This is a genomic window from Alistipes timonensis JC136 (assembly GCF_900107675.1).
In the GTDB taxonomy this organism is placed as follows: Bacteria; Bacteroidota; Bacteroidia; order Bacteroidales; family Rikenellaceae; genus Alistipes; species Alistipes timonensis.
Window position 1 is genome coordinate 49,798 of sequence record NZ_FNRI01000002.1, and the last position, 18,725, is coordinate 68,522.

Annotated in this window: 19 protein-coding genes and 1 tRNA gene; 13 read left to right on the forward strand and 7 right to left on the reverse strand. The window is 45.0% G+C overall.

Features of this window, described 5'->3' with window-relative positions; translation table 11 throughout:
- Positions 1-46: 46 nt before the first annotated feature.
- The 5 genes from BLU78_RS02680 to BLU78_RS02700 all read left to right on the forward strand — a co-directional run bounded on the left by BLU78_RS02680 (position 47) and on the right by BLU78_RS02700 (position 5,192).
- A complete protein-coding gene (locus BLU78_RS02680; protein ID WP_010264316.1) occupies positions 47-1,954 on the forward strand; it encodes a DEAD/DEAH box helicase in 1,908 nt (635 codons plus the stop codon).
- A 228-nt stretch (positions 1,955-2,182) separates the two neighbouring features.
- Entirely contained in the window at positions 2,183-2,866 is a 684-nt protein-coding gene (locus BLU78_RS13930) for a hypothetical protein (RefSeq protein WP_143029346.1), read from the forward strand.
- Positions 2,867-3,096: 230 nt separating this feature from the next.
- Positions 3,097-3,369 carry a hypothetical protein gene (locus BLU78_RS02690; protein ID WP_010264315.1) on the forward strand — a complete coding sequence of 91 codons (273 nt, stop codon included), beginning with the start codon at positions 3,097-3,099 and terminating at the stop codon, positions 3,367-3,369.
- Positions 3,370-3,466: 97 nt separating this feature from the next.
- Positions 3,467-4,207: an AAA family ATPase gene (locus tag BLU78_RS02695; protein WP_010264313.1), complete on the forward strand. Its 741-nt coding sequence runs from the start codon at positions 3,467-3,469 to the stop codon at positions 4,205-4,207.
- Complete coding sequence (locus BLU78_RS02700; protein ID WP_010264310.1) at positions 4,176-5,192, forward strand: DUF3871 family protein; 1,017 nt, start codon at positions 4,176-4,178, stop codon at positions 5,190-5,192. Before BLU78_RS02695 ends, BLU78_RS02700 begins: the two co-directional genes overlap by 32 nt.
- A 29-nt stretch (positions 5,193-5,221) precedes the next feature.
- Here the strand turns inward: BLU78_RS02700 and BLU78_RS13935 are convergent, their stop codons facing one another.
- Positions 5,222-6,412 (reverse strand): hypothetical protein, encoded by a 1,191-nt coding sequence (locus BLU78_RS13935; RefSeq protein WP_143029347.1) that lies wholly within the window; start codon positions 6,410-6,412, stop codon positions 5,222-5,224.
- Positions 6,413-6,750: 338 nt separating this feature from the next.
- Between BLU78_RS13935 and BLU78_RS02705 the strand changes: the two genes are divergently transcribed.
- The 7 genes from BLU78_RS02705 (at position 6,751) to BLU78_RS02725 (ending at position 12,311) form a co-directional block, all read left to right on the forward strand.
- Complete coding sequence (locus tag BLU78_RS02705) at positions 6,751-7,488, forward strand: Fic family protein (RefSeq protein ID WP_010264307.1); 738 nt, start codon at positions 6,751-6,753, stop codon at positions 7,486-7,488.
- A 587-nt stretch (positions 7,489-8,075) separates the two neighbouring features.
- A complete protein-coding gene (locus BLU78_RS02710) occupies positions 8,076-8,342 on the forward strand; it encodes a hypothetical protein (protein WP_010264303.1) in 267 nt (88 codons plus the stop codon).
- Entirely contained in the window at positions 8,339-10,528 is a 2,190-nt protein-coding gene (locus tag BLU78_RS02715) for a leucine-rich repeat domain-containing protein (protein WP_081504101.1), read from the forward strand. Before BLU78_RS02710 ends, BLU78_RS02715 begins: the two co-directional genes overlap by 4 nt.
- A 6-nt stretch (positions 10,529-10,534) precedes the next feature.
- Entirely contained in the window at positions 10,535-10,837 is a 303-nt protein-coding gene (locus BLU78_RS13940) for a hypothetical protein (RefSeq protein WP_143029348.1), read from the forward strand.
- The gene (locus BLU78_RS02720; protein ID WP_010264298.1) at positions 10,818-11,234 is read left to right on the forward strand and encodes a pepsin/retropepsin-like aspartic protease family protein; all 417 of its coding nucleotides are present in this window, start codon (positions 10,818-10,820) and stop codon (positions 11,232-11,234) included. Before BLU78_RS13940 ends, BLU78_RS02720 begins: the two co-directional genes overlap by 20 nt.
- A gap of 17 nt (positions 11,235-11,251) precedes the next feature.
- On the forward strand, positions 11,252-12,082 hold the full coding sequence (locus BLU78_RS13945; protein WP_143029349.1) for a hypothetical protein: 831 nt from the start codon (positions 11,252-11,254) through the stop codon (positions 12,080-12,082).
- Between the two features lie 156 nt (positions 12,083-12,238).
- Positions 12,239-12,311 (forward strand) — tRNA-Lys (locus BLU78_RS02725).
- A gap of 319 nt (positions 12,312-12,630) precedes the next feature.
- Here BLU78_RS02725 and BLU78_RS02730 read toward each other — a convergent pair.
- The 6 genes from BLU78_RS02730 to BLU78_RS02755 form a co-directional block, all read right to left on the reverse strand.
- Positions 12,631-12,828, reverse strand: a complete 198-nt coding sequence (locus tag BLU78_RS02730; protein WP_010264297.1) for a hypothetical protein — start codon at positions 12,826-12,828, stop codon at positions 12,631-12,633.
- Between the two features lie 151 nt (positions 12,829-12,979).
- Positions 12,980-14,422 carry an alpha-amylase gene (locus BLU78_RS02735; protein WP_026020774.1) on the reverse strand — a complete coding sequence of 481 codons (1,443 nt, stop codon included), beginning with the start codon at positions 14,420-14,422 and terminating at the stop codon, positions 12,980-12,982.
- Positions 14,423-14,532: 110 nt separating this feature from the next.
- Complete coding sequence (locus BLU78_RS02740; protein ID WP_010264293.1) at positions 14,533-15,504, reverse strand: manganese catalase family protein; 972 nt, start codon at positions 15,502-15,504, stop codon at positions 14,533-14,535.
- A gap of 62 nt (positions 15,505-15,566) precedes the next feature.
- Complete coding sequence (locus tag BLU78_RS02745; RefSeq protein ID WP_010264288.1) at positions 15,567-15,824, reverse strand: hypothetical protein; 258 nt, start codon at positions 15,822-15,824, stop codon at positions 15,567-15,569.
- 20 nt (positions 15,825-15,844) lie between these two features.
- On the reverse strand, positions 15,845-16,075 hold the full coding sequence (locus BLU78_RS02750) for a hypothetical protein (protein WP_026020773.1): 231 nt from the start codon (positions 16,073-16,075) through the stop codon (positions 15,845-15,847).
- Between the two features lie 65 nt (positions 16,076-16,140).
- Positions 16,141-17,388 (reverse strand): spondin domain-containing protein, encoded by a 1,248-nt coding sequence (locus BLU78_RS02755; protein ID WP_010264279.1) that lies wholly within the window; start codon positions 17,386-17,388, stop codon positions 16,141-16,143.
- Between the two features lie 357 nt (positions 17,389-17,745).
- Here BLU78_RS02755 and BLU78_RS02760 point away from each other — a divergent pair, with 357 nt between their 5' ends.
- Entirely contained in the window at positions 17,746-18,600 is an 855-nt protein-coding gene (locus BLU78_RS02760; protein ID WP_026020772.1) for a VIT1/CCC1 transporter family protein, read from the forward strand.
- Positions 18,601-18,725 lie beyond the last annotated feature (125 nt).

Genomic DNA, 18,725 nt, shown 5'->3' on the forward strand with positions numbered 1-18,725 from the left:
ACAAACAGGTCCACTACCCCTTAAAACACAGATCAAGTGGGAGCCCATGCAATTGACACTTGCTACATATATTCAAAAAATGCCCCACGGCATAGTGGATAAACAAGAGGCAGGTATCGGAGCAACCACATTGGAGATAAACTCCAAAAGGCACTCGATTATAGTCTCTCCGACTAAAATTCTGGCATATACCAAATACATTAAACATAAGGATAAGGCGTTGTATGTCGGTGGAAAAATCAATGAGGAACGGGATGCTACAAATGATAAGGAGATAAAAGAGTATTTGGCTGACACCAAATTAGAATACAAAAAGTTTCTTGTAGTCGCAGACAGCCTGCCGGGATTATTGGAACAAATCAAGACCGACGATTGGAAAAATTACTTTCTGATGATCGACGAGGTGGATATGATTCAGTCCGAAAGTAATTACAGGCCCAAACTGGAGGATTTGATCGACTATTATTTTCAATTCCCACCCAAGAACAGATGCCTTGTAACTGCAACGATGAGAGAGTTCTCCAATCCCCGGTTACAGCAGGAATGCAAATTCAAGCTCACATGGAAAGATACTCCGAAACGGAATATCCAACTATTCTATACTGATAACCTGGATGCCCTTACAGCACAACACATTCAATCACTCTCACAAACAAATAAGATATTGATTGCTTTCAACTCTATCCGGCATTGCAAGAATATCATCAAGCTACTTACATCACAAATGCAGAAAGAGTGTTCAATCCTTTGTAGTACATCCTCCAAAAATGAAGCTGGTGATTACTATTCCGAGTTGAAGCCTGATAACACTCTCCCGCAGAGAATTAATTTCATCACAAGTTGCTATTTTGCAGGGGTAGATATTGAGGATTCATACCATCTTATCACCGTCTCCAATGCACAGCAAAACTATCAGATGCTTTCATTGGATAAAATGACGCAAATATACGGCAGATGCAGAACCCCCAAAGGAATCCTGAGCGATACGATCATTTATAATACACGCGATGACAAGCAAAAAAATGCAGACAAAAATTATCAAAATACCTTATTAAAACAAGCTGAGGCAATCCTACAATTACAAAAAGCCGCCTCAGAATTAGGTAAACAGGATGCAGACCTCGCTGAATTATTTCAGGTAGTTCAAACAGCCATCCGAGAAAAAGCTGCCGTGCAATTACCCAGAGAAAAATCGATTAAACTGACACGTAAGAATATCTGCAAACAGAATGTTACGGCTTATATGAATATAGATTATCTGGTTGAACGGCAAAAACTGTGTAATACAATCTACAACTCATACAAGAATTTGCCAGCCAATCTGAAAGAACAGGGCCATATTATTAAATCTCAATATAAAGCGATAGTTCCCTCTGAAACACAAATCAAGTTGGACATAGCCAATAAAAAAGAATCAGATGATACTCTCGATAGACAACTCTTACCTGCAATCGATGAAATCCGCGAGATTGTAAAACAGAAAGGTCAGCTTACAAAGCCTGATTTAGGAATATATCTTTCACAAAGAGGCTGTAAAGTATACATCCAAAGGCTATATAAACTCCGGGAACTGGCGGATATAGAAACTCTGATAGATAAACTTTGGGAAATCCGTCATAATGATAAGAGGGCTTATAAAAACCTCCAAAACGCCGCTGTATTCTGGGCTCTGGATGATAAGCACCCATTCAAGCGGGATTTACTCAGGGTATTCAAGATCGGCAGAAAATATAAAGCCTCGGAAATACAAGAGCTGACTGCTCCAATAGTAAAATACCATCTTCACAAGACCATCAAACAGCGTGCATCAGTAAGCCTGCTGAAAGCTCTATTCTTGGTAGAGAGACCTAAAATTTACCTTATAAAGGGTAAAAATCCAATGGGATTCAAAAAACACGGTCCTCTGAGAATCCCGAGAACTGAGGAAAATCTACGGGAATATTTCTTGCTATAAATTCCTGATTTACAGAAAAATAACCGCCAAAATATTTGCAAAATCCAAAAATTTTACTTATCTTTGTATTCCCTTTCAGGAGGTTAGGTCCTCCAAGAATCCAAATTAAGTATCATTTTTAAGTGTGTTCGCATTTTATGCGAATCTATATTACTTACCTATTTAAGCTAAATAATAAAGGTAAGTAATATAGAACAGCCTAAAATACAAACACCATTTTTGCATGACATGAAAAATTATACAGTTATCCCTATTGAAGCAGCAGAGAAGCTGCATCTCAATGATCTTTATGTTTTTACAGCTCTCTGCCTGACAGCACATGACGATAATACAACGGATGTCACCTATGAGCAATTAGCTGACTTTACGGGAAAATCCCTGGGTTACATAAAAGATCATTTTGCCAAAAGGCTGAAAAATAGCGGTCTCTGTACCATTGAAGAATTTGTAAGAAACGGCAACAGGCGCAAAAGATATATTTTGCCGCATATTACTGAACAATTTAGGATTATCCACAGAGAAGTATTAGAAGATAATAGGCTCTCATCCGAAGAAAAGGGTTTTATGATCGCTCTCTATTGCATAGGGTTTAATAATTCATTCAATATGGGACTATCTGCAACAGAAGCCATTAAGAGATTGGGTATTTCAAGAACAGCGTACTACAAGCACTTAAAATCTTTACAGGTTAAAGGCTATATAGGGTTTGCTGGTGATTATCCGCAGAACCCACAATTTGAAAATTATCCCGATTCTTTAATGCTGACATGTGATTGGTTAGGGCATCAGAATTATAAAGAGTGGTTACATAGGCAAGAACCGTTTGAGCATGACACACCTAAAATGCTATTTATCCTTTATCGGAATTGCTCAAATAAACCATTATATAATTATAAAACTAAGTGCGCATAAGGGCGGGGGTATAAAACTCCTGCCCTTATCCTAAGTAAATGAATCTGTTATAGTTGACCCACATTATTATTAATAAGACATTATTTCCTGGCCCCTAAGTTATAACTATTTTATTTTTTATTTTTTTCAGTTTTATCCGCACATGTTTGCCCTAATCACCACATGACCTCTCCCTGCACTCGGCGTGGGGATGGTCCCCCGCCACAACAATTTAATCTAATATTTGTGGTATGGAAAGCAATCTGAAATTTATCGAGACGTGGGAGGTAGCACAGTTCAAAGCCCAGCAGGGAGTCGAGAAACTGGAGGTAAAACAGAATCCCCACACAGGCAAGGTATTCTTCGTCTATGGCTTTGAAACAGGCCCTTGCAGTCGGAAAGTAGAGACAGGACAGCTGACAGACCCGGTGGTGTCTCAGGTGTGCAATGCCGAGACTGGAGAGCTATTTATGATGCTCCATCAGCGGGGCGAGGGAGGAGCACCTACATTGGCTGTATTTTAGGCTGATCAGGGATTCTCAGGACAGGCAGGAGGCTTTGGGGCTTTCTGCCTGTTTTTATTGATTGTTTAGATAGATACACAACTTAATTTCATACATCATGTTAAACATCCGCCCCTCTACAAGAAAGCAGGCCAAGATCAAATTGGCCCTCCAAGGCTGTGCAGGTTCGGGCAAAACCTATTCAGCCCTTTTATTGGCCTATGGCATGACCTCGGATTGGTCCAAAATTGCCGTCATAGATTCAGAAAATGGCTCTGCCGATCTCTATGCTCATCTCGGGACCTACAATGTGGTCTCCCTCGGTGGAGACTATTCCCCGGAGAATTACATCGAGGCCATCACCTTATGTGAAAATGCAGGTATGGAGGTAATTATCGTGGATTCCATTTCCCAATGCTGGGACTACCTGCTGGATTTCCATGCAGGACTGCAAGGCAACTCCTTTGCAAACTGGGCCAAGGTCACACCCCGTCAGAATGCTTTTGTGCAGAAAATCCTGCAATCTGCGGTGCATATCATCTGTACCATGCGCACCAAGCAGGATTATGTGCTCAATGAAAAGAACGGCAAGATGGTCCCGGAGAAAGTGGGCCTTAAAGCCATGCAAAGGGATGGCATGGACTATGAATTTACCGTCGTTCTGGATATAGACCTCAAACACCATGTGCAGGCTTCCAAAGACAGAACAGGTCTGTTCATGGGCCGTCCCGAGTTTACCATCACTCCCAAAGTAGGCCAAGCCATCCTGAACTGGTGTAACCTCAATCCTCAATCAAACATCATTCAACCCCAAACCCCTCAAAACTATGGAAACAGCGCTCCAACTCCATCCCGTTAGGCAAGAGATCATTCCTCTGCCGACACAGCATCCTATCAATATTTCACAGCCGGTCAGGACGAATAAGACCACACCCTTTATAGAAGCCAATACCAAAGAGGTTTCACTCCGCCACCTGCAAAGTGATTGTGTAGTCCCTGTTTTCTCCAAGGATAACGAGGTAACCATTTCACACCCTGCCTTTGTGGAGACAGTCCACGAAGCGGCTCAGCAGTTCTTCCGGGGAGAAACCATCGACAGCCCCTCTGTCCGGGTAAGTCATATCATCAAAGGCAGAATCCCCGAGGCTATCCACAAACCCGTGAATCAGCTTTTGGAGACAGACAAGACCATCTACTATGAGCGGATGATGTTCTGCTTTGAAATCCCCACTATCCACGAGGACATCGACGGAAACCCCTTAAAGCTGACGGTAGGAGGGGTAAGGGCCTACAACCATGAAAACCTTTACAACAGGAAATCCGCGGAGAAATTCAAAGTCTTTGTGGGCTTTCAGAATAGGGTCTGCTGTAACATGTGTGTCTCCACGGACGGCTACAAGAGCGAGATCAAGGTGATGAATACACAGGCTCTCTTTCAGGCTGTCATGGAGCTGTTTCAGCTCTATAACCCCGAGAAACACACAAGGCAGATGCAAACCCTCGTGAACTCGTCCATGACAGAGCATCAGTTCGCTCAGTTCTTGGGCAAATCGCGGCTTTATCAATGCCTGCCTCAGGAGGATAAAAAGAGACTGCCCCAACTGCTGATGACCGACACCCAAATCAATCTGGTGGCAAGGGCTTACTACCAAGACGAGGCTTTCGGGGTAGATGCACAGAGCCGAGAGATTTCCATGTGGAAGGTCTACAACCTACTTACAGGGGCCAATAAGTCCTCCTATATCGACAATTTTCTGGATCGGGCACTCAATGCCTCGCAACTGGCTGAGGGTATCAACAAGGCCCTGTATGGGGAGAGTGAGTACAGGTGGTTTGTGGAGTGAAAAGTTGATGCTATTGTAATTCAATAGCATCAACTTATTGATATTATGAGTTGATTAATAAGTTCTAAACTTGCATCACAAACCTTGATATAATTATCAAAATTCTGCAATAAACGTTTATTTGCTTTCTTTTGTTCTTTGATTAAGCACGTACTATCTGCTATTACTGTTCTAAATTCTATGATTGCCTTTTTTGACTCATTAATACTATCTGATAATGAATATATTGAATCTAAATCTGTTGATATCTCGTCTTTTTCAGAATATAGAGTCTGAATTTTAACCATTGTTTCTACCGCAATCCTAAAATTCTCAAAATATGTAGGAATCTCCGTTTCGTAGTTATCAGATAATTTATTTGATCCAGCAACTACAGATAGGCATATTGCACGTACATTTTTAGTTGATGGCGTAAGTTTTGAATTTTCTCGGTTTAGTTGGCGGGTAGCTTTTTTTATTAATTGGGTGAAAGAATGTGTTTGTGACGATATATTTTGAAGACACGATATTGAAGATGCTATTGAAGAGTCAAATATTTCCCTGTAATCTAAGATTCCAAATTCTTCTGTTTCAATTATTGAATCGTCTATATCGTCTTCAGTTGGTATTGACTGATTAATCTCATAACTAATTTGCTTCTCTGGTAATTGCCTTTGAATGTCCTTTTGTGGTAAAATATTTTGAGAAACTTTGTCTTCTAATAGTCGTCGTGGAAGATGTTCCCTTATGCATTGTTCAAATGAGGGCAAATCTGTAAAAGTCCAATATAAAATATTTTTTTGCTCTAAGAATGTCTTAAAGGCTCTTATTTTTGATAATTCCTCTACATTTATTTCACTTAGTGATGCCGGGGGAGTTTCCTTAAAATAGAAAAGAATTTGAACAGATGAAGGATTCTCACAAAAACGTTTATAAGCATTATTAAATTCTTCTTCTGTCCCTGATAATGCATCTAATGTAGGAGTCCCATATTTTTGCCAATATGCTCCAATAAATACATCATAATCATCTCCAAAATCCTTACTAATTAGACTTTGCGAGCTATGTACACTTGCACCGGGGCCACTTGAATATTCGTACATTATTGGAACTATCTGAAATCCAAGCATTATTCCCCATACCCGATTGATTTCATCTATTACCTGGGGAAACCTTTCTCGTTCATGTTTTAGATCTCCTGGAGAGGCGAATAATACCTTATATTGTGTAACAGCATCCATGATATAAGCATTTTGTATATAAAAATATTTAATTTAATTAACATATCAAAATTTTCATTAAGTTTCTCACAGACATTTACCCTCGATGATATGTTTAGGTATTCTGGCTATATTGTTCTGTCCTATATATCCCTCTCTTATTCAAGGTCCACCACTTTTTTTCTCCATTATGATATGAAAGTTGGAGATCGCGCACTTAGTTGTTTATAATAACAGAATCTATCTGCGCGGGAGTTGTACATCTATCTTTCCATTATATAAGGGAGATAGGTGTATAATTTGCTCAAAAGGTAACACGCCTGCTACCTTTTGTCTGAAATTTGTGTATTTTTGTGAGTATGAATGACAAGTTGCAACAGATCGACACCCTTTTAGGTGAACTGAATCAATACAGGGCCAATGAAAATTACCGCATCACAGAGGCTCTGGAGATTGAGTATACCTATGACAGCAACCGCATTGAGGGAAATACCCTGACCCTCCATGAAACAGACATGGTGGTCAACAAAGGTATTACTATTGCAGGCAAAGGGCTGAGAGAGCATTTGGAAGCTATCAACCATAAAGAGGCTATTGATTTTATCAAGGACATAGCCCAAAAGAAAGAGCCGATCTCGGAACGTGTGCTTTTGGATATTCATGCCATTGTCCTGCACAGCATAGACAAGGACAATGCAGGGAAATACCGCCGTGTACCTGTCATTATCAGCGGCAGCAAGCATATTCCTCCCCAGCCTTACCTGTTACAGCCCCAAATGGACGAGTTGTTTCAATGGTACGAGGCAAACAAAGATTCCATGCACCCGGTTGTATTGGCCGCTCAGATGCACGAGAAACTGGTGTCTATCCATCCCTTTATTGATGGGAATGGCAGGACAGCCCGTCTGTTGATGAATCTGATATTGATGCAACACGGTTATCCCATTGCCAATATTAAGGGAGACAATGAGACAAGGCGACGCTACTATGAGACTTTGGAGGAGGCATCCTCGGGAGATAACTCGGCTTTTGTGGAGTTTATCGAGGATGTGGTAATTCAAAGTCTGACGTACTATCTGAAAATCATCCGGGGATAAACCGGAGAATTGAATACCAACGGGAGGTGTGGAGCGATCCATGCCTCTTTTTTATTTGGGTGCAGTCAGCTATCATTTGAGACGTACCGATTATGCACTATTTTAGAGTACTGAATTTATGAAAGATTTGTATTTGACACTTATCGGAGGGGTTATATTTGTCCTTGTAGCCTACATAAGGGCAGATCCCCGCAAGAAAGAGTAAACATTTCTGTGAATCAATATTGATTTTCACAAACTTTTGACCGTAATTTGTTGTTACAATACCCCGTTGAGTAGTTGTATTTAAAAAACATTTTCTAACTTTGTGATGCTATCCCGATGGGTAGCGACATATTGATTGATGAAAGTGTTTAGCTTTTATCCTTGGTAGGGAATCTGGTAAATTTCAAAGTACAAAGGATAAGCAATACAAACACTCATCACTTGCGTAGATGTATATTTCACTAATATATCTACCAAGTGTGGGGTATTGTTTATTTGTACTTGGGCTTACCAGAGCCTCCTACCAGATAAACTAACAACTCCACACTTTCTTTTTTTAATCCCCTCGATTCGGAGTTGGCTGGGGTAAATATCTAAATCCAATGATTAATTTAATCTACGAAAATGGTGAATTTCGTTTCGAAAAAGCCTTTGAGCCTGTCACTCCTCAAACAATGGATGTCTTTCTCACAGTTAAAGATGTGGTTCCCGACACGCAGCGACCAGATTTAACCCAACAAGCTTGCCTATTTATCAATAAAAAGTTGGGAACGGAATATTCGACCGAGGGATTGGGTGATCTTTCAAAGACCGAAGAAAAAACGGTTGTTTCGATAACTGAAATTAATTTTAGACTATACCAGAAATGAAAACACTAATCATATTATTTGTTGCGACCATAATGATGGGCGTAGGATGTAGTAAAAGCGAAGACAGCGAAAATAATCCAGACAAACCCGATAAACCGAGCCCATTACCTGATTTACCGGACCCGAATGATGTTTGTTCTTGCATGGACGATATCATTTTTATGCAATATTGTTATGATAATTTCGATGTTAATAAGGATGGTAAAGTCTCTCAAATAGAAGCCGCCGCAGTTTCAGAAATTGACCTTACGGATTTTGAAATTAAAACGTTGACAGGCATTGGCTATTTCTCTAATCTGGAAATACTCAATTGTAAAGGGTGTAAAAATCTAACATCTGTTGATTTGAGTAATAATCTGAAAATTAGCCGAATTGGAGATTCTATGTTTGACGGATGTAGCGGTTTGAGCGAAATTATTTTTAATAATAATATTGTTGAAATCGGAGAATGGGCATTTTCTGATTGTAGTAGCTTAAAAAGGATTGATATACCAGAAACAGTTATTAATATTAAAAATGGGGCATTTTACGATTGTAGTGGTTTGACTGATGTTAGTATACCAGAAACGGTTACTGAGATTAGAACCTATACATTCCGAGGTTGTAGTAGCTTAGAAAGTATTGATATCCCAAAAACAGTTAGTAGAATTTGGGCAGGTGTATTTCAAGAATGTAGTAGTTTGACGAGTATTAATATCCCGGAAAAGGTTACTAAGATTGAGAATTGCACATTTCAGGATTGTAGTAGCTTAAAGAATATTGATATCCCAAAAACAGTTAGTAAAATTGGAGAATTTGCATTTTTTGGTTGTCGAAGTTTAGAGAGGATTGAGATACCAGAAAATGTTACTGAAATTGGATGGAAGGCTTTTTATGGTTGTAGTAGTTTGGTGAATATTAATATCCCCAAAATGGTCACTAAAATTGGTGAAAGTGCATTTTATGAGTGTTGTAGTTTGATCAATATTAGCTTACCAGAAACAATTACTGAGATTGGGACAAAAGCATTTGCATATTGTAGCAGTTTGACGAGTATTAATATCCCGGAAAAAGTTACTGAACTTAAAGGCTCCATATTCTCTGATTGTTCTTCTTTGGTAAATGTGACTTTTGAAAAGGGATCACAATTAAAATCTATGACGAAAGACTTAGAGAGTGCTGGCGCTGTATTCAGAAATTGCACAGCTTTGACCACCATTGAGATCCCTGCAAGTGTAGAGACAATCGGAGATGGCATATTCGATAATTGTTCTTCTTTGACAAGCGTAACTTTTGAGGAGGGTACACAGTTGAAATCAATATCGGGTGGTACTGTTTTTAAGGATTGTACGGCTTTGACCACTATTGAGATCCCTGCAAGTGTAGAGACCATTGAAGGAGGTATATTTTATAATTGTTCTTCTTTGACAAGCGTAACTTTTGAGGAGGGTACACAGTTGAAATCAATATCGGGTGGTACTGTTTTTAAGGATTGTACGGCTTTGACTACTATTGAGATCCCTGCAAGTGTAGAGACCATTGAAGGAGGTATATTTTATAATTGTTCTTCTTTGACAAATGTGACTTTTGAAGAGGGATCAAAGTTGCAATACATAACAGGTCGTAGTGGCAATTCTGTTGTTCGCCCTAATGCTATATTTGAGAATTGTACAGCTTTACCAAATATTAAAATTCCTGCAAGTGTAGAGACAATAAAAGGTCCCGTATTTTATAATTGTTCATCTTTAATGAATGTGACCTTTGAAGAGGGATCAAAGTTGGAGTCTATATCAGGTATAAGTGCCGTATTTAAAGATTGTACTGCTTTGGTTAGCATTGAGATACCTGCAAGCGTAAAGACGTTTGGAGGTAGTGTGTTTTATAATTGTTCTTCACTGGCAAGCGTAATTTTTGAGAATGGCACACAGTTGAAATCAATAACGAATGATTATTTGGATGGTTGTGCTATATTTAATAATTGTACTGCTTTAACTATCTTTGAAATTCCTGCAAGTGTGGAGTTAATCACTAACGAGATATTCTACAATTACAAAACACACCTCAGTATTTATTGTATGGCAACAAATCCTCCTATGATTGATCATCTTAGCTGTCATTTTACATTATATGTTCCTGCTCTTAGCCTTGAAGCATATAAGAATAGTCGCTGGAGTTATTATTATTCATCAATCGAACCAATAGAATAAATCAATATGGAAAATAAGGAGCAATGGTCGGTTGAGCAGATTTTCAATCTTGTAGAAATGCAACACCATGCCGTCGGGGTGAATTATATGCCAGACACTAAATCTTATGAAAAATACGAAAACGGAATTACTGTTTTGCATGTTTTGTCTATGGATTTGGAAACAGCATTGCAGAATATGAAAAACCGATTCAATACCTATGGAGTTATAAGAGTAGCAGGTTATGATAATAGTATATCGCCTATAAAATCAAAAGTCATTGAAATTGAATTTAGTACAGATGAAATAGATGGGATTGAACGAAAATAATAAAATTCTACTCCAACAGAGTCTAATCCAAGTAGGATTACCCCTCCTCATCGTAAAAGCACAGGCCAAGAATCTGTGCTTTTTGCTTGATACGGGGAGTAACATCAATGTCCTTGATAAAAAAGTAGCTGAGTTCTTCCAGCTTTCGGGAGGAATAAACCAACAGCAACAATTTGGGATAGATGGAACACTCCAGATTACAGATGTAGTTGAAATGACTTTCTCGCTGGAAGAACGGGAGTACAAAGCAGCTTTCTCGGTGATGGATTTATCCTCGGCTTTTGGAAAAGTGGAGGAAGAATCGGGCATACAGATTCACGGTCTGTTGGGATGTTCTTTCATGGAACAACAAAAATGGGTGCTCGACTTTAAGGAATTAACATTATCTTTGAATTAACAAATACTTAATAAATAATGAAAAAGGCTATTATTTTACGAACTGTTATTTTAGTTGCTATCTTAAGTATCCTTATCCCAATCGGGCTAAATTACATCTTAAATCAAGAAACTCCTTGTAAAATTACAGTTGTAGGAGAGGGAAAGGACTGGCTATCTTTTTATGGTTCATATATAGGTGGTGTACTGACATCTCTTATCTCATTTACAATCTTGTTATTTACAATCAATCACAACAAAAACTCCCAACAAATAATTCTACAAGAACAAAGTTTATCCCAGTTGAAACATGACCTTGCAACTCGCATTTCCCAACTCAATTTTAGTAGGATTGGAATTGTTTCATTAGTTTTAATTGACACAGAAAGGTGTAAAGAAGAAAATCTTAAATTAGATGATTTCCATCAGGAATTAACACGAGAGTTTAATGCTTTTAACCTTGTATACGAAAACTCAAGAGATCATCATATCTCAACCTTTATGAGAGCATATACTCTCTGTGTACAGCAGTTGTTTGAAGATATCACAACTATGACAGAACTAATAGCAAAACTTCCAGCCCATGTACCTACAATACAAGCAAAAGCTATGCAAGAGGCCATTGAGATTTATGATTTAACGTATCGTGGCATTATGGCTCCAAATCCTCCTGAAGAACAAAGAATGAGAATTGCAGAATATCGATATAAATTAAAATCAATACCATTAAGAGAAAAGATTATACAAGATATTAATACCCTTATTAACAACCTTAATAGCCATAAAAACAACTTTACAAATCCAGTTTTTACTGCAGCCCAAGAATGGATTAATGCGGAACAAGAAAAATTAAATAACCTGCGCGCTTAAATTGGAGGTATAATTATTGCCAACTAAGTGCGCAACTACCCTATTTCAATCACATTTTTAATCTCAGATGAAAAGGCAATTTGTGTTACCTATTTGGTTACCTATTGAGTTTCACAGAGAACCCATCAATAATAAATAGCTGATTTACTGATTGATGCCTCTTTAGCTCAGTTGGTAGAGCACGACACTCTTAATGTTGGGGTCCAGGGTTCGAGCCCCTGAGGGGGGGGGTACAAAGCAAAAGACTGATAATCAATGATTATCGGTCTTTTTGTTTTTGTGCGTCTGCCCTGTCGTCGGGCTTTTTCGGGTGGAAAAGAGAGCGTTTTCGGGGAAATGTTTAACACGTTGTTTAACACTAAATCAGTTGGTCAAACTTGTTTGCGCAACAATCCGACCAGTCCGCCCGCAAGAAAACAGAGCAGCGTCGGCAAAATATAGCCCCAGGCTTTTTTATCGTCGGTGAATTATGAAAAACGGGACTGCCCGAAACACGACAGGCAGTCCCTTGCTGCGATCCGACAGAAACCGAATCGCAACGCTGGCAGTTACTTACGATTTTTGGTGTACTGGTTGTGACCTTCGGGGTTGTTGCTGCGCGAGACGCGGCCCGTAGCGGAGGTCTGACTCTTGGCGGTTCCCCGGCTCGACGAACCGGTCTGCGAAGTGGTCGAGCGCGACGATCCCGTCGACTTGCTCTGTCCGGCCTGCGAACGGCCGGCGGTCTTGTTGGTTGACTCTTTCATGCTATTAAAGAATTTAGTTTGACATTAAACCTGCCAGCCGTGTCGGAAAGCTGTCGTCTCCGGCCGGAGGCCTGTTTCGGCACCGCATTGTTGACGCAGAATGCGGTGTCGTTTGCAAGAATACAAAACATATACCATTCCGCATCCGGCGTTATTTTTTCACCCAGACGGCCAGTTTTCCGCCGCGGACCTTGAAAAGAGCCTTCCCGTCGTCTCCGATGACGATCTCGTCGTCGTAACTTCCGGTGATCTCGCGCCACGTCTCGTTGGCGTGAGACAGCCCCACGGACATCACCTTCTCACCGTCCTCGCCATTGGAGAGCAGCAGCGCCAGTCCGGAACCGGGATGCTGTTCGTCGCCCGCACGGGTGAAGCCCACCGTATTGGGATGGTCGAAATAGTCGGTCTGCTCGCCGAAGGCCCGGGAACGGCGGGCGTCGAGCAGGATGTCGAGGACGGCACGGTGGGGCGACGCCTCGCCCTTCATGCTGTAATAGTCGCCATAGAAGATACAGGGATACCCCTCCTTCATCAGCAGGATCAGGCCGTAGGCCAGCGGTTTGAACCACGATTTGACCTGCGATTCGAGCGAACTTCCGCGCTGCGAGTCGTGATTGTCCACGAACGTCACGGCGAGCGTGGGATATTTCCGTACGAGCGTGTCGTCGAGCAGCGTCCGCAGGTCGAAATCGCGCCCCTGCTCCGACGCCGAGAAGAGTTTGAAGTGCAGCGGCGCATCGAACAGGTCTACCTGATGGTCCACGGCATTGAGATAAGCTTCCAGCGACTCGAAATCGCCGCTCCAATACTCGCCGACGGCGTAGAACTCCTTGCCCCGCGAAGCCCGGACGGCACGCATGAAATCGGCAATAAAGGTGTTCTTAATGTGTTTGAGCGCATCGAGACGCATCCCGTCGGCGTTCAGCGTTCCGGCAATCCACACGCCCCAGCGCTTCATCTCCTCGATCACTTCGGGATGGTCGAAATCCACGTCGTTGAAGATCAGGAAATCGTAGTTGCCGTTCTCGCCGTCGACACCCTCGCTCCACTTTTTGCCTTCGCCCTGGATGAGGTAAATGGCGCGTTTGCCGGTCTCGTAAACCTGATCGGTCCCCGAGAAGTGGTACCAGTGCCATTTGAAGGGCGAATACTGCTCGCCGCGCCCCGGAAAGGTGTATCCGGTCCATCCCTCGACCTCGACGGGCGGACCGATCACCCGTTCGCGGTCGTCGGGATCGACCTCGCAGGCCATGAACTTCTCGGTAAAGTCGGCGCCGGTCTTCTGGTTCATCACCGTATCGAGATAAACCGAAACGCCGTTGTCGTGCAGCGCCGCGATCGCCTCTTCCAGCTCGCGCCGCGTCCCGTATTTGGTGCGGACGGTTCCCTTCTGGTCGAACTCCCCCAGGTCGTAAAGGTCGTATACGGCGTATCCCTCGTCCTGCTGCTCGTCGGCCTTGTAAGCCGGAGGCGTCCAGACCGACGTGACGCCGATGTCGTGCAAATGTTTGGCATCCTCTTTCAGATGCGTCCACAGTTTTCCGTCGTTGGGCAGATTCCATTCGAAATACTGCATCATTACTCCGTTTTTCATAAGGTATACAAGTATTTGATTTGCGGATTTCCGCTGCAAAGCCCATGCAAAACAGGAAGAACGCCCCGGGGAAAATTCCGGGGCGTTCGGGCTTTCGCATCGGCGGATGTTTAATCCTGCTCGACGGGCTTGCGGCGTGACGCCTTTGCTTCGTGCGGATCGTATTCGCACCACCGGAGATTCTTCTCCGGCGTCGCCTTGCGGATCTCGGCGCTGCGTTTCTGGCTGAGCTTCCTGTCCGCACTGCGCACCGAAGCCTCCGTGCGGGGAGTTCCCTTCGGCTCGAGGTCGGTGAGTCCGTCGGTTTCGAGCACCTGCCGGCGCGGGTCCTCGACATACTGCCACTCTTCGCCCAGACCGGTACTCTCGCCCTCGTTCCACGGTCCGCGGGCATCCTCTCCCATCGAATGGTTGGAGTAGAGGTTGCTGTAACGGGGATCGCTTTGCAGCACTCCCGGCGGGAAATTGGGCTGGATGGTGCCCAGCGCCGCCTCGAACTGCTGGAAATGCGCCACCTCGCGCGTCATCAGGAAATTGAGCGTGGCCAGCACATCTTTGTCGTCGGTGAACTGCATCAGGTATTCGTAGACGATCTTGGCGCGCGATTCGGCGGCGATGTCCGAACGCAGATCGACCGTCAGGTCGCTGTTGGCATTGACGTAGGAGCCCTGCCAGGGTACGCCGTTGCTGTCGGTGAGGCGCGGACCGCCGCCCGTCAGGACGCCGAACTGCGGATTGACCGAAAAGGCCGAATGGATGAAATCGTCTTTCGAAATGCCTTCACCGAATACGTCACTGCGCTCGGCGGCATCTTTGAGGTTGCCGTTGACCCCTGCGAGGAGCATCTGGATCGTGGCTCCGACGATTTCGAGGTGCCCCAGTTCCTCGGTGGCGATATCCATCAGCATATCGTACTTGTCGGGATAGGGATTGTGACAGGCGAACGCCTGCACGAAATACTGCATCGCAGCTTTCAGTTCGCCGTTGCCGCCGCCGAACTGTTCGAGCAGCAGCCGGGCAAAGCGCGGATCGGGTTTCGACACCCGGGCTTTGAACTGGAGTTCTTTGGAATGGTAAAACATATTTTTCTCTTTTAGGTTGAACATATCGTTTCCCGGTCGGCCGCAGAGCCGACGGGACTCTGCTACTTCTTGTTCGGGCTCTGCCCGTTCATCCGGCTTTCGGCGTCCGGTTCCCGGTCGGAACCTTTTTCCTCCCAGTACGAGCCCTTTTTCGAACCGTACTGCACCGGGTTGTCGGATTGCTGCCGGAAGGAACTCCCCCGGGAGCCGCCGGCATGCATGCCGCTGTTGTCGCGGCTGTGGCTCCGGCTGTCGGGAGCGTTCGTGGTGCCGTTTTCCGTCGCACGGCTTTCGCCGCGCATATCGTTATGCTTATTCATAGTCGTGATTTTTTTATCGATCAGTCGTGACCTTCGGTTTTGACGATCTTGTTGTAAAGTCCCATGATCAGGAGCGGCGCGGCCCATTGGCCGACCAACAGCGCCTTGGACCTTCGGCCGCGGAACATCATGCAGCCCGAGGCGGCAAGGGCGCACAGACCGGCGCACAGATAGACCATCGAGGGAATTTTGGAAGTCTTTTTTTCTACGGCAACGGTAGCGCTGCCTTCTTGCGGTTTATGATTCAACATGGTTTTGCAGGTTTAAAAACCGGAGCAGTTTCCTGCTCCGGGCACAATTGACACACACTCAGATCTTAATAGATCGTAATTTTGACGATTCCGTCGACGGCGGGAACCGGGTAGGTGTCGCCGACAGCCGAAATGGCCTTGTCTTCGGGCATCACCGTTCCGCCGAAGATGAATTGGGCATTGCCGGCGCCGGGATACTGGCTTACGGCCGTACCGTCGTCCAACAGGACGGTCTTGCTCGTTACCTCGCCTTTGGTCAGGGCGTTGAGTTCGGGACCGTTGGCGAAGAACCAGTCGTTCGAATAGCCGAACATGGTTGCAAACGCTACCTTTTCGTTGGCGGCGGCCTCATAGGTGCACTCCATGCTCTCGCCGGGCTGAGCGGTATCCGTAAGCGTATAGATCTTGCGCACCTGCGGGACCTTTTCGAGCGAGGCTTTCAACTGTGCCGGGTCGCCGCGCTGTGCCAGCGCCGCAAGTCCGAGCTGCGCGTCTTTCTGTCCCAGCTGGTAGATCGGATTGGTGTTGCCCGTGTAAACCACAACGATGGCGCCGTGCAGCGTGGTGACGATCCCCGTCTGGTCGGCAACCAGCGATTTCAGCGGTTCGACATTACCGTCCTCGGCCAGTTTGGTCAGCTCCGTACCCGATTTCTGATCGACGCTGAAGAACGGCTTGTCCATTACCAGCTTGCCGTCGAGCAGGTTCGAAACGACGAATACGCCGCCCGAGAACGGAGTCTCATTGGCCGTTCCGTTCGAGATGTTGGAGATCGTGCAGGTGAACAACGACTGCGCGGCGTCGAAAGTCAGACTCACCTGGAACAGGCTCGAAGCCGCCAGGTAGGTGTGCCCTGCCGCGTCGGTGCCCTTCACCTCGGTCACGACACCGGCCTGGGCAACGCCCGGATGATTGACGCCGGGGCCGGGCTGTTCGTTCACGCGGGTCCCGTTGTCCCACAGTTTCACGGCATCGGCAATGATCCCGGTATTGGGAACACCCGAGTCGTTGAAGAGTTCGATACCCGGATTCTCCGGAGCGAAGAACAGGTCATTGGAATAGGAATACATGGCGGCCAACATCAATCGCTGCCCTTTGGCCGCATGGAAAGTGAAGGAGGTCGTCGCTCCGGGTGCGACGGCTGCGAAGCTGCCGCTCTGAACGTAATTCTTCGTCGGAATGACATTCTCGAACTTAATCGTCGGCCGTGTGCCGGGAGCGGGGTTGTCGTCATCGTCGTCGCAGGAGGTGAAAGCGGCCCCCGCAAAGAGCAGAACCGCAGCGAATGCGGAGAAAAAGTACTTTTTTTTCATAGCTGAATTGATAATTAAATTAAGTTAATACTCGGTTAAACCGTAATTTCAAATTATTATAAGGTGTGTGCTCGAACGTGCTGTCAGGCACACTTTCCGATGTAGCGTCGTGCATCATTTATGCCACGAAAAAATACATTTGGATGGATCAGAACAACCGGAGGATGGATATTCCTGCAAAACACGCAGTAAGGGGAGGATGAAAAATTTTCCGACGTCTCCGGATGAGGTAAAAGCTTCTTCCTCCGGAGGTTCGGACGTCGTTTCGGCAAATTTTTTGCGGGTTTGGGAGTGAACGCCCGGCTTTGCTCCCAATTCGGAGCCTTCGGGCCGAATCACCACACGAACACGACTGCAATGACAAAAGACCTTTTGAGCCTTCAACGGGACGAGACCACCTTGTGCGAAGTCTACCGCCGGCTGGCGGCGCTGGAAAAAGATCCGGCGCGACGGCAGACCCTACTGCGTATCATGCACGACGAAAGACGGCACTGCGAGGTCCTGAAAAACAATACGGGGCACGATGTCGCTCCCGATCCCAAACGGGTGTTCTGGTATGTACGGATGGCCCGGATGCTGGGAACGGCCTTCGTCGTCCGGCAGATCGAATCATGCGAAAAAGTCACGGAGAAGAGCTACTCCCTCTACCCCGAGCGGGAGGAATTCATGCACATAGCTTCGGAGGAGCACCGGCACGGTGAGGTGCTGATGACGCTGGCCGGTGAAATAAAACTGCACTATATCAGTTCGGTCGTCCTGGGGCTGAACGACGCCCTGGTCGAATTCACGGGGGCGCTGGCCGGCTTCACCCTGGCGCTGAACGACCCGCGGCTCGTCGCGCTCACAGGCGGCATCACGGGTATCGCCGCCGCCCTGTCAATGGCCGCCTCCGAGTACCTCGCCACCAAATCGGAAAAGGGCCCCGAGAAACATCCGCTGCGGGCCGCCGTCTGCACCGGGATAACCTATCTGATGACGGTAGCCATCCTGATAATCCCCTACCTGCTCTTTTCGAACGCACTGGCGGCGCTGGGCGTCATGCTCCTGGCCGCCCTGACCGTGATCGCCCTGTTCAACTATTATTATTCGGTCGTCCGGTGCGAGAGTTTCAGACAGCATTTCGTCGAAATGGCCCTGCTGAGTTTCGGTATCGCTGGAATCAGCTTCCTGATAGGCTACATCCTCAAACTGTTCACGGGCGGCATGACGTAAAAAAACGCCCGAAGAGCGTAAAAAAATGATTCTCAGAAGAAAGCTTTTTTTTAAACATTTTCATCCTCAATGGAATACGATTTGCAATAATCCCCAATGTCATTCATCATTTAATTCTTTATATT

Coding starts and splice junctions, on each gene's coding strand:
- BLU78_RS13930 (WP_143029346.1), top strand. CDS start 2,183: ATGAAAAATTATACAGTTATCCCTATTGAAGCAGCAGAGAAGCTGCAT.
- BLU78_RS02695 (WP_010264313.1), top strand. CDS start 3,467: ATGTTAAACATCCGCCCCTCTACAAGAAAGCAGGCCAAGATCAAATTG.
- BLU78_RS02700 (WP_010264310.1), top strand. CDS start 4,176: ATGGAAACAGCGCTCCAACTCCATCCCGTTAGGCAAGAGATCATTCCT.
- BLU78_RS02755 (WP_010264279.1), bottom strand. CDS start 17,388: ATGAAAAAAAAGTACTTTTTCTCCGCATTCGCTGCGGTTCTGCTCTTT.
- BLU78_RS02760 (WP_026020772.1), top strand. CDS start 17,746: ATGACAAAAGACCTTTTGAGCCTTCAACGGGACGAGACCACCTTGTGC.
- BLU78_RS02745 (WP_010264288.1), bottom strand. CDS start 15,824: ATGAATAAGCATAACGATATGCGCGGCGAAAGCCGTGCGACGGAAAAC.
- BLU78_RS02705 (WP_010264307.1), top strand. CDS start 6,751: ATGAATGACAAGTTGCAACAGATCGACACCCTTTTAGGTGAACTGAAT.
- BLU78_RS02730 (WP_010264297.1), bottom strand. CDS start 12,828: ATGAAAGAGTCAACCAACAAGACCGCCGGCCGTTCGCAGGCCGGACAG.
- BLU78_RS02680 (WP_010264316.1), top strand. CDS start 47: ATGCAATTGACACTTGCTACATATATTCAAAAAATGCCCCACGGCATA.
- BLU78_RS02735 (WP_026020774.1), bottom strand. CDS start 14,422: ATGAAAAACGGAGTAATGATGCAGTATTTCGAATGGAATCTGCCCAAC.
- BLU78_RS02740 (WP_010264293.1), bottom strand. CDS start 15,504: ATGTTTTACCATTCCAAAGAACTCCAGTTCAAAGCCCGGGTGTCGAAA.
- BLU78_RS02720 (WP_010264298.1), top strand. CDS start 10,818: ATGGGATTGAACGAAAATAATAAAATTCTACTCCAACAGAGTCTAATC.
- BLU78_RS13940 (WP_143029348.1), top strand. CDS start 10,535: ATGGAAAATAAGGAGCAATGGTCGGTTGAGCAGATTTTCAATCTTGTA.
- BLU78_RS02750 (WP_026020773.1), bottom strand. CDS start 16,075: ATGTTGAATCATAAACCGCAAGAAGGCAGCGCTACCGTTGCCGTAGAA.
- BLU78_RS02715 (WP_081504101.1), top strand. CDS start 8,339: ATGAAAACACTAATCATATTATTTGTTGCGACCATAATGATGGGCGTA.
- BLU78_RS13935 (WP_143029347.1), bottom strand. CDS start 6,412: ATGGATGCTGTTACACAATATAAGGTATTATTCGCCTCTCCAGGAGAT.
- BLU78_RS02690 (WP_010264315.1), top strand. CDS start 3,097: ATGGAAAGCAATCTGAAATTTATCGAGACGTGGGAGGTAGCACAGTTC.
- BLU78_RS02710 (WP_010264303.1), top strand. CDS start 8,076: ATGATTAATTTAATCTACGAAAATGGTGAATTTCGTTTCGAAAAAGCC.
- BLU78_RS13945 (WP_143029349.1), top strand. CDS start 11,252: ATGAAAAAGGCTATTATTTTACGAACTGTTATTTTAGTTGCTATCTTA.